Source organism: Candidatus Limimorpha avicola (assembly GCF_056978975.1).
Genome location: NZ_DBMCYK010000004.1, coordinates 121,075 through 133,612 on the forward strand (window position 1 = coordinate 121,075; position 12,538 = coordinate 133,612).

At 39.3% G+C, this 12,538-nt stretch carries 7 protein-coding genes and 2 pseudogenes; 3 read left to right on the forward strand and 6 right to left on the reverse strand.

The window, feature by feature from the left end; translation table 11 throughout:
• Positions 1-21 precede the first annotated feature (21 nt).
• Positions 22-3,408 (reverse strand): C25 family cysteine peptidase, encoded by a 3,387-nt coding sequence (locus ACZOVS_RS03330; RefSeq protein WP_483995811.1) that lies wholly within the window; start codon positions 3,406-3,408, stop codon positions 22-24.
• Positions 3,409-3,563: 155 nt separating this feature from the next.
• Here ACZOVS_RS03330 and ACZOVS_RS03335 point away from each other — a divergent pair, with 155 nt between their 5' ends.
• The 3 genes from ACZOVS_RS03335 (at position 3,564) to ACZOVS_RS03345 (ending at position 8,419) form a co-directional block, all read left to right on the forward strand.
• Entirely contained in the window at positions 3,564-5,072 is a 1,509-nt protein-coding gene (locus ACZOVS_RS03335) for a sensor histidine kinase (RefSeq protein ID WP_483995812.1), read from the forward strand.
• A gap of 440 nt (positions 5,073-5,512) precedes the next feature.
• Complete coding sequence (locus tag ACZOVS_RS03340; protein WP_483995813.1) at positions 5,513-6,244, forward strand: phosphoglycerol geranylgeranyltransferase; 732 nt, start codon at positions 5,513-5,515, stop codon at positions 6,242-6,244.
• Positions 6,245-6,274: 30 nt separating this feature from the next.
• Entirely contained in the window at positions 6,275-8,419 is a 2,145-nt protein-coding gene (locus ACZOVS_RS03345) for a S9 family peptidase (protein ID WP_483995814.1), read from the forward strand.
• Positions 8,420-9,044: 625 nt separating this feature from the next.
• Here the strand turns inward: ACZOVS_RS03345 and ACZOVS_RS03350 are convergent.
• From ACZOVS_RS03350 to ACZOVS_RS03370, 5 genes and pseudogenes are all read right to left on the reverse strand, one after another.
• Positions 9,045-9,239, reverse strand: coding sequence for a hypothetical protein (locus ACZOVS_RS03350; RefSeq protein ID WP_483995815.1), 195 nt, complete (start codon positions 9,237-9,239; stop codon positions 9,045-9,047).
• Positions 9,240-9,252: 13 nt separating this feature from the next.
• A pseudogene (gene rhuM / locus ACZOVS_RS03355) lies at positions 9,253-10,174 on the reverse strand (RhuM family protein).
• Between the two features lie 22 nt (positions 10,175-10,196).
• Positions 10,197-11,046 (reverse strand): annotated as a pseudogene (locus tag ACZOVS_RS03360) (virulence RhuM family protein).
• A gap of 44 nt (positions 11,047-11,090) precedes the next feature.
• Entirely contained in the window at positions 11,091-11,330 is a 240-nt protein-coding gene (locus ACZOVS_RS03365) for a hypothetical protein (RefSeq protein WP_321584784.1), read from the reverse strand.
• 257 nt (positions 11,331-11,587) lie between these two features.
• The gene (locus ACZOVS_RS03370; RefSeq protein ID WP_483995816.1) at positions 11,588-12,493 is read right to left on the reverse strand and encodes an MlaD family protein; all 906 of its coding nucleotides are present in this window, start codon (positions 12,491-12,493) and stop codon (positions 11,588-11,590) included.
• Between the last annotated feature and the right edge of the window lie 45 nt (positions 12,494-12,538).

Here is a 12,538-nt window from a genome sequence, read left to right on the forward strand (position 1 = left end):
TCACCCCACTCCAAAACTTTTTTATTCTTTAATAATTCTCTTGACTATTTCCCCCTTAGCAGTGCCTATCTTCACAAAGTAAATGCCTTGTTGCATACCGTTCATACTAATACTGTTACCGGTAATTTCCTTACTTCTGAATACTTCAATGCCAAGAATATTATAAACAGAGACATATTTAATCTCTTCAGTCGTATTGATGATCAGATAATCTTTAACAGGGTTAGGACTTATTCTGAACATATTTTCATATTCGCTTATTCCATCGAAGTCAACTACTGCCTCGACAGTTTCCGATACTTCAGATTGTCCTTCTGAGCATACTGTAATTACTGAATACGAGTAAGTTCCTATTGCCAAATTGGCATCTTCCATTGTTGTGACGGTGACATCCGTTGCGATAACATCACCATCTCTCATCACAGTATAAGAAACAGCATTATCGACAGGTTGCCATGACAATGTCACAGTATTCAAATTCACTTCAGCGACAAGACTGACAGGAGCATTACATGGTTCACTTTCAGTAGAAGTACATATTTCATCAGAAGGATCAGATTCCTCGTCACCGCAAATACTTGTTACCTCATAGCAATACTCAGTATTATAATCCAAGTTAAAATCATTATAATTCGTTGACATTACGAGACCTATTGCAGTTCCATCACGATACACTCTGTATCTGTCTGCACTCGACGATGCTGTCCATGACAATGAAACTGTATTGCCATCGGCATAAGCTGTCAGATTTTCCGGTGAATAACATGGTTCATTTTCAGTAGTGGCACATGCCTGATTAGAAGAGTTGGAGTCACCGGAATTACATACGCTCTTCACTGTATAACAATAATTTGTATTGTATTGCAGATCTGTATCGGTATATGATGTAGCAGTTTGTGTAGCTATCAACGTACTTCCACGAAACACCTTATAACTGTTGGCAGTAGAAGAAGCATTCCATGAAAGATGGATATTGTTGCCCTCAGCCACTGCCGCAAGACCGGTAGGAGCGTTGCACGGATTGTTGGCAGTAAGTGTAAACGAGCCTTGCCAGTTATTGCTGCCGTTGGTAGCAGTATAGTTTATGCTGAAAGTATGACCATTAGGTGTGTTGGAAGCTGCACGTAAAGTGAATGACCCTGTCCCTGTCTGATTTGCATTCATTGCAGGGTATGAAGCTGTACCATTGACAATGGTAAGATATGAATCGGAAGATGCAAGTGTTACATTAGTATTTCCCGATGTAGCTGCAGTGCCGCTGTTTCTAAGTGTAACAGTGATATTGACATTGCTGTTAACGCCTATTGAAGCAGGAGACACAGATACAAATTCTATCTCAGGCTGTCCCGGCTGTCCGCCGCCCACAGCTATTGTCTCAATATAAGGCTGACGTTGTGGGCGTGTTACAACTATCATCACCTCTCCGGAAGACACTGGTGTCACCGGAACATTCACACTGCCGGTCGTACCAACCAATGCTGTACCTAGCAACACACCATCTTTCGATATAGCCACATAAGAGCCGGCATCGGCAGATACCGTAAAAGTAGAGGCATTGGCCGGGAAAGAAGTTGCATGTGTCACATTATTCTCTTCCGGTGCCGTATTATAAGGCATCACAGAACCGTCGCCCAAAACATGATATGCCTGCCAGTAATACGTAGGTGATGAATGTGTCTGATAATTGCCTGCATGTGCATAACAAACAGCCAGATTACCTACAAAAGTCACAGACGACAGCGTGTTGTAAGTCTCGTCCATAAACATGGCATCGTAAACACCTGTCGAGGAGTTGGACACCGAAGGTGTAGGACCATTCAACACGTTGGTTGCTCCGACACCGAAATAATAATCTTCATACCAATACGTATTCGGACATGAACCTATATAGCCAAATGCCGCCTTGTTGGCTGCACGTATCATGGCCTCACCGAAACATTCAGTTGAAAATCCCCAGTTACCGGACAGACAACAGTTGCCCATTGCCCAGAAATATTTGTCTGTATTGGTAAGAGCATATACAGATGATGTTCCTAAATAAGGATCTGCCCAACTCGTATCACTACCGTGTGCCGTATAGTTGGCAAATCCAACACCCGTTGACAGATGATTATAACACCCTGTATATGAATTAAGATAAGCATAAACATTGGTATAACCATGTGCTGCATTATAATAATTGGTTGTAGCATAGTTAATTGTAGGCTGTGCCACTCTCGGATTCCAATAAGAATCGTCTCCGGCTATCAACAGCACGTTGTCGAGATATGAATCATCCGGCATGGTATATTTCTCATACATCAATATTTTGTCTATTATTGCCGTCAATTGATTCACATTCTCTGCCGACATTCTGCTGTAGAACATATCCGGATAATAGTCATTGTCAACACTTCCATAATACAAGTCAGATACCTTCTGTGTAGAACTTGCAAAGTTGACACTGGGAGCCACCTGTGCCTTATCGCCTACTATTATCACGAAAGTGGGAGTCTCGTTATTCTGTACACCTGTGTTATACTTGTTCTGAAGGAAAGACTTTATCGCTTCGCTGCTATTACCCACCGTACTCGTATAGTTGACGTCCAAGTAGAATCCTTTCTGAGTCTTCCATTCCAACCATGGTTCCAAAGCATCAGCGAACATATCATTTGCAACCACTATCATTCTCACCGGTGCAGCCCAAAGGTCGGGGTGATCATCATACACATCATTGATAGCTCTGTAATTGAATAACTGCCTATAGACGACATCATAATAAGGAGTGAAAGTATTTACAAGCATACGTTCTGTCTCTTCCGCATCGGCTCCGGCAAATGTCACCTCTACTTCTATGTCGTTAAACACTCTGATGCTATTTGAAACAGCGTCATAACTGACAGGTTCTATAACGAGAGAGCCGACACGTACGCCACGCATCACGCCTGTCATCTCTATCATGGCATTAGGTGTTGATGCCAATGCTCTTTTTTGATAAGCTGCTTCATCATAGACAAACTCCACTTCGTTTATATCCATATCTTTTCTCAAAGAAGGTTGTCTTGGCATCAATTTATTGATACCCAAATCATTAAGTTTATATTCCGAAACAGTAAAATTCTTTATCGTCACCATAGGCTCAGCTCCGAAAGGCACAGCTATAAGCTGATGTATTGCCGGAACAGTAGGTGCACCGTATTCACCGCTCGGATAGGTATTCATCATTGAAATCTCAGAAAAGACACCTTTTTCTGTCTCAATATCGTTGCTTACGATATCAGAAAAAGAAAAAGTCGCTCTAAGACTCTCCATGTCTGACTTTATGCATTCGGCATTATTTTCTGAACGAAGCATAATCTGTTTTGTCTGCGCCATAGTGACAAAGCCAAGCAACAGCAAAACAGTCAAATAAGTAATTTTTTTCATCATCTTTCAATATTAGGTTAATAATAAATCTTTCAATTTTTCGTTTGGAAAAAATCGTGTAAAATTAGTTTTTTTTTAATTATGATGATTAAAAAAATCTGTTTTTTTCATTTCCAATAATGAAATTTATTAATTTTGGCTTATATTTTTCAATGACGATGAGTTCTAATTTATATGTAAGAAAGAAACGCTGGAAGATAGCACTTGCCATCATAGCCTTGATAATAATATGTTTTTCAATATATTATACCAATTACTTGGTAAATCACTTCGCCAAACAAGAGAGCAAACAAATTGTCATGTGGGCTGATGCCGTACAGAATCATGCCGAATTGATGAACTACACGGAAACCTTTTTTTCAGAGATAAGTACGCAAGAACGCAAAAGAGTAGAATTGTTGGCTTTGGCCTATAGAAGTTTTTTAGCTGCCTCTCCCGACGAAAACACCAATATTTATCTGCAAATCATACAAAACAATGTTTCTATTCCTGTCGTGATAACAGATGACAAAGGAAATATCAGTTTATCTGTCAATCTGCCCCCAAATCAACAGGGCAAGACATTCTTCGATGATGAGATGCTCAAGGAGTACAGCATATATCCTCCGATTAAGATAGACCTGTTCGGCAAGACTTCATGGCTGTATTACAACGAATCGCTGATATACACGGAGTTGAAAGATGTACTCAATGACTTGTTCCAATTTTTCATTGACGATGTAACGAGCAATGCTGTAGGTGCTCCAGTAATTATCATCGACAGCTCTAACAACGAAGTGCTCAGTTACGGCAATCTCGACCCTTTCAAAATGATGAACAAAGAATATGTAAGAGAGCAGTTGGAGATAATGCGTTCACAGCACAAACCTATCAAAGTAAGTTATCTGAATCAGAAAAAGGCGTACATCTATTATAGAAGTTCCGATCTTTTGATGCAGATGAAATATTACCCTTATATTCAAATACTCGTAATGACATTTTTCCTTATTGTAGCTTATCTGTTGTTCAGTTATGCACGACGTTCGGAACAAAATCAGGTATGGGCAGGAATGGCAAAAGAGACTGCTCACCAAATAGGTACGCCGTTAAGCTCTCTGATAGGATGGATAGAACTGCTCAAACTGCAGGAAACAGAGTTCATAGGAACAGCAGAGATGGAAAAAGACATCAAGAGATTGGAGACTATTACGGAACGTTTCTCCAAGATTGGCTCTATACCGACATTGGAAGATGCCGACATTGTAGAAGCAGTATCAGAAACCATGAATTATCTTCGTCATCGTTTTTCCGACAAATTCGAGTTTGACATACAACTGCCTCAACGTTCCATCATCCTGCCACTCAACAAAGCCCTTTTCAGTTGGGTGTTGGAAAATCTTACAAAAAACGCCATCGATGCCATGACTGACAAAGGCAAATTATGCGTAGAACTGATAGAAGACGAAAACAATGTCATAATAGATGTCAGTGATACCGGCAAGGGAATGAGCCGTTCCATGTTCAAACAGATATTCAACCCCGGTTTTACAAGCAAAAAACGTGGCTGGGGGTTAGGTCTGTCATTGGCAAAACGTATCATTGAAAATTATCACAAAGGTAAAATTTTTGTCAAATCTTCAGTTATCGGACAAGGAACAACTTTCAGAATCGTTTTGAACAAGAAATAATAGACCGGAATTTCTTACGAATATCCAAAACATCTGTTCATGACTATCATAACATAGAAATTTGTTTATTCAAGTCATGCAAACATCACTTTACATTTTAAATCAACATTTCATCTGTCAAATTATTTTTTCATATCACAGTTTTTAAATAACATTATGGCAAATAAATTGTTATTTCATATAACTTATTAATTTTTTATAAATACGTCATTTTATTCCATAATGGTAACAACCTTACAATAACAAAATGATTTTTACGTTTTTTCAAACAAAAGACACATTCAAAGCAGTATTTACATCAAACCAACAGTTTTTCAGACATTCGTTAAAAAAATATAAAATTATCAAGATATTAAAAACCAATATCATACAAATAATTTTCACAATTATTTCATTTTTATAAAAAAACAAGTAATTTTGTAGTTCATAAAAATAACAATATGAGTCTTTACGATAAGTTTTTAGATACCGGCAAGAAAAAACTTGTGGTACTAATAGACCCTGACAAGCCAACTGATGAACAAGTGTTGGCGACGGTACGAAATGCCAACGAAGCCGGTGTTGATTTCTTTTTTGTCGGAGGCAGTCTTCTCACCACCGACAGTTTGGAGCACTGCATAAAACTCATCAAAGCAAATTCCGAAATACCAACCCTCATATTCCCCGGCGACTCATTGCAGATCAGCAAATATTGTGATGGATTTCTGCTTCTGTCACTGATTTCCGGACGCAATGCCGAAATGTTGATAGGGCGTCATGTCATTGCGGCACCTTATCTCAAACTGTACGGCAATGAAATCATCCCTACGGGGTATATGCTCATCGACAGCGGAATGCCGACATCGGTGTCATATATGAGCAATACCATTCCCATACCGCACGACAAAGACGACATTGCCTTGTGTACAGCTCTTGCAGGCGAGATGTTGGGACTTAAACTGATATATCTCGAAGCCGGCTCCCATGCCAAGGAGCCTGTGTCGGAAAGCATGATAATGAAAGTCAAAAAGACAATTAACGTGCCTCTCATAGTGGGCGGCGGTATCAACACCCCGGAAAAAGCAGCAACAGCGGCAATGGCAGGTGCCGACTTAATAGTAATAGGCAGCGCCTTCGAAGAAGACCACAACAGAATAAAACAATTTGCCGACGCCGTTCATGACACCAAATGAAAATGCAATAACAATTTTTAAATCCATATTATGAAAAGAGTATTTTTATTTTTTGCCGTATTATGTTGTATCTCTATTACGGCAGCAGCACAGGAAAAGAAAATGTTAACTCCGGAAGATGCTGCCTTTCTCAACAGAGCAGTATTTCCACAAGGTAAATCAGTGCGATGGCTTCCCGATTCGGACAAGTTCATCTTCACTGAAGAAAACAACCTCATGGTACAAGGCGTCAAAGACAAGACTGCTAAAGTTTTGTATTCTTTAGACGACCTCAATACCATAATGACAAACAACAGTCTCGACAGCCTTAAAAGAATACCGTTCCTCAACTGGATAGATAACAACACAGCATATTACCTGACTTCAAATGATGACAATTATGTTCTGAACCGCATAGACTTCAAAAACAGAAAAGCCGAGACAATCACTTCCATGCCCAACACGGCAGAGAACATCAAAATCACCACACCTTCATTGAAAGTGGCTTATACAATAGGAAACGACTTGTATGTCAATGATGGTGAGAAACAGATACAGATAACGCAAAATCCTGAAGGTGTAATAGCGGGACAAGCGGTGCACCGTAATGAGTTTGCCATCGACGGCGGTATCTTCTGGTCACCGGACGGCAATAAAATCGCATACTATCTCATGGATGAACGTATGGTGACAGACTATCCACTCGTTGACATCACCACCCGCGTTGCTACCGACAAACCTATCAAATACCCTATGGCAGGAATGACAAGCCATCAGGTTACATTGAATATTTATGATGTAACAACAGGTAATGAGACCCTCATCAAGACTGGCGAGCCCGTTGACCAGTATCTCACTGCCATAACATGGAACAACGACAACAAGAAAATTTACATCGGCGTCCTCAACAGAGAGCAGAACCATCTGAAATTCAATGAATATGACGCTCAAACAGGCGATTTCGTCAAGACCATCTTCGAAGATACCGACGAACAGTATGTGGAACCTCAGGGACCGGCATACTTCCTGCCCGGCAGCGACCACGAGTTCTTATGGAGAGCACAAAGAGACGGATATTACCATATATACCTCCACAACACCAACACTTTAGAGGCAAAACAATTGACACAAGGCGACTTCGTCGTAACAGAGTTCAACGGATTCGACAAATCCGGAAACAACATTTATTATACTTCTACGGAGGTAAGCCCGCTGCAACGTCATTTCTACAAACAAAACATCAAAAGCGGCAAGAAAACCCGTATAACGAGACAACACGGTACGCATCAGGTACTTCCCAACAGCAACGGCAATTATTTCCTCGACTATTATTCAAGCACCGATGTGGCGAATAACATAGACCTCATGAACGACAAGGGTGTGTTCCTCAAACGCATTTATGAAGCCGTTGACCCCTTGAAAGACTATAACATCGGCACCATAGAACTCGACACTTTAGTATCGGAAGACGGGCATGCCTTATATACTCGTCTGATAAAGCCATATAACTTCGACCCCGCAAAGAAATATCCTGTCATTGTCTATGTATATGGCGGTCCTCATGCTCAGATGATTACAGACTCATGGACTGCCGGTGCCGGCATTTATCTGCATTATCTCTCTCAGGAAGGGTTTTTAGTGTTTACCTTGGACAACCGCGGCTCGGCAGACCGTGGCGAGGCGTTTGAACAAGTGATACACCGTCAGTGCGGACAAGCAGAGGTACGCGACCAGATGGTGGGCATCGAATATCTCAAAACTCTGCCTTATGTTGACACAGAACGCATAGGCAGCGACGGATGGAGCTACGGCGGATTCATGAGTACTAACCTCAAGATTTATCACCCTGAGACATTCAAAGTGTCAGTGGCAGGCGGTCCCGTGATGGACTGGAAATATTATGAGATAATGTACGGGGAACGTTATATGGATACTCCTGAAGAGAACCCTGAAGGCTATGAACTTACAAGTTTGGTAAACAAAACAGACAGATTGGAAGGAAAACTTCTCATCATACACTGCACCACAGACCCTGTTGTTGTATGGCAACACAGTCTCAGTTTCATAGAAAACTGCATCCACAACGGGAAACAAGTGGATTACTTCGTATATCCCGGTCACGACCATAATGTTTACGGTCCCGACAGAGCACATTTGATTGTGAAGATAACAGAATATTTCAAAAACAATTTATAATTCACAAACTTTCTTAATAAAAAGAAGAGACTGTCTAACAACAAAAAGATTAGACAGTCTCTTGCTTTCTGCACGAGTTTGCCATCATTATATGTATTTTGTTACAATATTCCAAATATCTCTACCAACTGATTCTTAATCAACAATATACAACAATATACAAGTTGTTTCGTTATCCTCCTGATATAGGATTATTTTATTTTCTTCGTTCATTTTCCTTATCTAAATTGCTATCTGCTATTCTTGAACGCCTCCTTCAATGCATAAATTCTCATAAACTCTTTGTTGCGTGGAATGGATATGCCATTGAAAATGGACATGGATTGTTTCAACTGTTAAACTTTCAAGCTACCTTTATTAAGTAAAAACTTATAGATTATTCATAAATGCCACACCGTTTTTCATCTTGATAACGCATTATTTTGAAATACAAGCAGATGCATTATGTTTTTGCTCCACCTCGGTGTGGGGTTCCAACCGATTATTTTTTATTCAAATTGCCAAACATATCAATAAGCAAAGATATACCATCTACAATAGTCATTGTCCCGTGTTTGGCAATTTGTTTGTTGCATTCCTCAATTTGTCGTTGGCATTCCAAAGCTAAATTATATTCTCCCTGCGTTTACCCTCCTGTGCTTCGGGCTATGTACACAATATAACTGCATATCTGTGATAATTCCACAATCATGGACCGGAAACGGGCAATTTGAGTTATGTTATATGCTAAAGAAGCACCTTCAACAATCATTTTTGCTTTCTCGTCTTTTAATGTAGCTACTTTTGCCGTAAGAAAGGCTAAATCAATTGCATTATTCATTTTCTGATATTTATTATTTATTGTTCAATTTCTTGATTTCTTTATCAAAGTCGCTTTCAAGCATATCCATTTCCCGCTTGCGGTATATCTCAAATTCCTTTTCAGCTTTTTCTATGGCTTATTTATGTGAAATATTGCCTTTGCCGATCAAGAGCTTTCGTTTGTGAGCTATAATCTGATTGTCAAGAGCTTCTATCCAGTTCTTCATAGACATAGGGTTCATCTCCAATGCCTGGAATTCTGCAAAATCAAGAAATCCTGAAACTAACAGATTCAGTCGTTGCAGTTCTATTTCTGACAAACGGTTTTTCATTGTCCACACGGTTGTATATTACCTCAGCAGCTGTATTCTCATGAACCGCATAATGCAGTTTGTTTTGCACGGTGGCGAAAAAAGTTTTAGTCATTTCACTGCGAGGGTCATAGTCTGTAGCTGTAGCATATATGTCGGTAACCTGCTGGTAAAAATTTCGCTCACTACTACGAATATCTCTGATACGCTGCAATAATTCTCGGAAATAACGGGTTCCTCCCTGTTTCAGCCGTTCATCATCCATCGCAAAACCTTTCTGAATATATTCATGCAAACGTTGTGTCGCCCAACGCCGGAAGCGTGTGGCTATTTGAGACTGGACACGATATCCCAAAGCTATGACCATATCGAGATTGTAATGAGCAACATCTCGTGATTGTGTCTTCCCTTCTATTGCTCCGTGTTGAGTGGTTATTCGGAAATTCCGAACAACCACATTTTTATCAAGCTCTCCATCCTCGAATATATGCTTAATATGCTCGCTTACATTGGATTTACTCGTTTGGTATATTTCTGACAACTGGCTCTGTGTCAGCCACAAGTCTTCATCTGCAAAGCGTACCGACACACGAGTTATTTCGTTATCGTCCTGATATAGGATTATTTTGTTTTCTTCGTTCATAGTTTCCTTTTAATTACTTATCCTAAAGTTTATCAGTTATCAAGCAGGAGTCTATCTCCAACTTAGAGAACGCGAACATTTTCTTGCCAAGGTCTTTTAAAGAAGCTCCTATATGGTACACTTCTTTGTCGTCAACTATCAGGAAACGGTCATGACTGTTCCTATAGGTTTTAATATTAATAGGAGGGTACTGGTCGTTATGTTTCTCAAGGTCAAGTTGTAGCTGGTCAGTTATCTTTTGTGTATAGATAATGGCTGACACACCTTTGTTACGCTTGCTAAGCATTAGCAATACGGATTCATCAACATAGTTGTCTATCAGTAGAAGCGATTTATTGGCAGACTTGATAAGATCCGTTGCAAATTTATATGCATCGAATATCTGTCCGTCAAAAAAAACACCTTCAATCGGTGGCAATGATGTACGGACAAAGAAATCCACCTTATTAGTCAGTTCTTCCAACTGTCTGTCATGGTTGGCAAATTTAGATTCTATCCTGCTTTCGAGTTGATTAATACGTTGATTTATGGAATATCCCTTTAAAAGATAATCCTTTAACACCTTATTTGCCCATTGACGGAACTGCGTACCGCGTTTAGACTTTACTCTATATCCAACAGAAATAATAACATCAAGACTATAAAGATATAGGTTTGTCAGAAAAAGCATTATGCAAAAAATGCATATTGCTTTCTTTATCCAGTTCTTCTTCCTTAAAAATATTATTGATATGTCTTGCTATGACAGATTGGTCACGTTGAAAAAGCTTAACCATCTGTGCCTGTGTAAGCCAGACAGTTTCATCTTCCATCCTTACTTCCAGCTTTACAGCTTCGTCAGGCTGATATAATATAATTTCACTTTGACTCATATTCTGTTAATTATGTTGAGGCTGGGTTAAAAACTATTTTCCGTTTAATATGATGCTTTTTTAATTTCCAGTTCATCTACAAATACCTGATATATAGCGACAGGTCCATAATGCCATAATTTTGTACTCTCGTCAGCCAGCCTTTTATATGTATCTGAATGATAAAAACGTCTGATAGCCTCCGAGATTGTTATATGGTATTCTTTGGCATAAATTTGTGCCACTCTGCTGATTTTAACAGGCAGCAATAAATACAGGTTATTTTCTGTTATTTCCAAATTCATAAGCTAATCTCTTTTCTTCTCTCATTTATCAGTTTATCTATTTCTTCTATTAGCCATTGATGTCCTTGTGTATGAAGTACTAAATTTGGTAGTGTTTCAAAAAGTGTGTAATTGAGTTTTCTATTTCACAGCAAAACACTTTTTTCAGGATTGGGACAATAACAATTTCGCCACATCGTCACCTGATTTCACCACAAAAAATGCCAAAAACGGCCTGTTTTGATGAATTTCACCACAAACTTGCCGATTTCACCACATCAAAAGACTTTTATCCTGATGTATTTTTTAGGATTCTCCTCTATGGCTTTCACCAACCGCTGCAATGCCTCAACAGCTTCATTGGCATTATTATAGAGAGAGTCTTCCGTCATCATCAGACCTATGGAACCCTGACCTCGATTCAGATTGGATATAAGTATGTCAAGTTCATTTATTGTAGAATGCAAAGAAGTAATAATATCGCCATATTCCATGGCAGAAAGAGTGTCACTTATGCTTGAGAGATTCGCTGATGCATTGTTGAAATTGTCGATGATATCATGTATTTTATCTTTCTCGTCATTAAAAGTATTATTTACGCCATACGACAATTCCGACAGGTTTTGCATGGATGAAGAGAAGTCCTTAACCCCGTTTTTAATATCATCACGAAGACCGTCGTCAAGGAGTGCATTAAGAGAAGCTGTGAGAGTATCGAGAGACATGACAAGGTTTTCAACCTTGTCTTTCAGCGGTATCAGTTGAGAAGACAATGCATTCATCACACCCATATTAGTTCTTGACAACAAAGTGTCGCCAACATTGGCAACTGTCGTTGAATTGCCGAGAACGAGACTAACCGAAGAATAACCAAGAAGGCTACTCGATATTGATACCACAGTATTTTCCGGTATCTTGATAGTCTCGTTGATGGAAAATTTCAATATCACAGTACCGTCATTGTCAGGATTAAGGTAAATATCATCGACCTGTCCCACGCTGACGCCGCTGACAAGTACCTGATTAGCAGGCTCTATACCTCCGGCATTATCGAAAACAGCATAATAATAAGGTTGAAAGTGAAACAGTTTTTTACCTTTCAAAAAGTTGAAGCCCCAAATAAAAAGTACCATTGCTGCCAAAAACGACAAGCCTATTATAATAGATTTTCTTTTGTTTTCCATATAGATATTTTAATACGTTAACATTACTTTTATTAAAATGTTATA

Coding starts and splice junctions, on each gene's coding strand:
- ACZOVS_RS03330 (WP_483995811.1), bottom strand. CDS start 3,408: ATGATGAAAAAAATTACTTATTTGACTGTTTTGCTGTTGCTTGGCTTT.
- ACZOVS_RS03335 (WP_483995812.1), top strand. CDS start 3,564: ATGAGTTCTAATTTATATGTAAGAAAGAAACGCTGGAAGATAGCACTT.
- ACZOVS_RS03340 (WP_483995813.1), top strand. CDS start 5,513: ATGAGTCTTTACGATAAGTTTTTAGATACCGGCAAGAAAAAACTTGTG.
- ACZOVS_RS03345 (WP_483995814.1), top strand. CDS start 6,275: ATGAAAAGAGTATTTTTATTTTTTGCCGTATTATGTTGTATCTCTATT.
- ACZOVS_RS03350 (WP_483995815.1), bottom strand. CDS start 9,239: ATGAATAATGCAATTGATTTAGCCTTTCTTACGGCAAAAGTAGCTACA.
- ACZOVS_RS03365 (WP_321584784.1), bottom strand. CDS start 11,330: ATGAATTTGGAAATAACAGAAAATAACCTGTATTTATTGCTGCCTGTT.
- ACZOVS_RS03370 (WP_483995816.1), bottom strand. CDS start 12,493: ATGGAAAACAAAAGAAAATCTATTATAATAGGCTTGTCGTTTTTGGCA.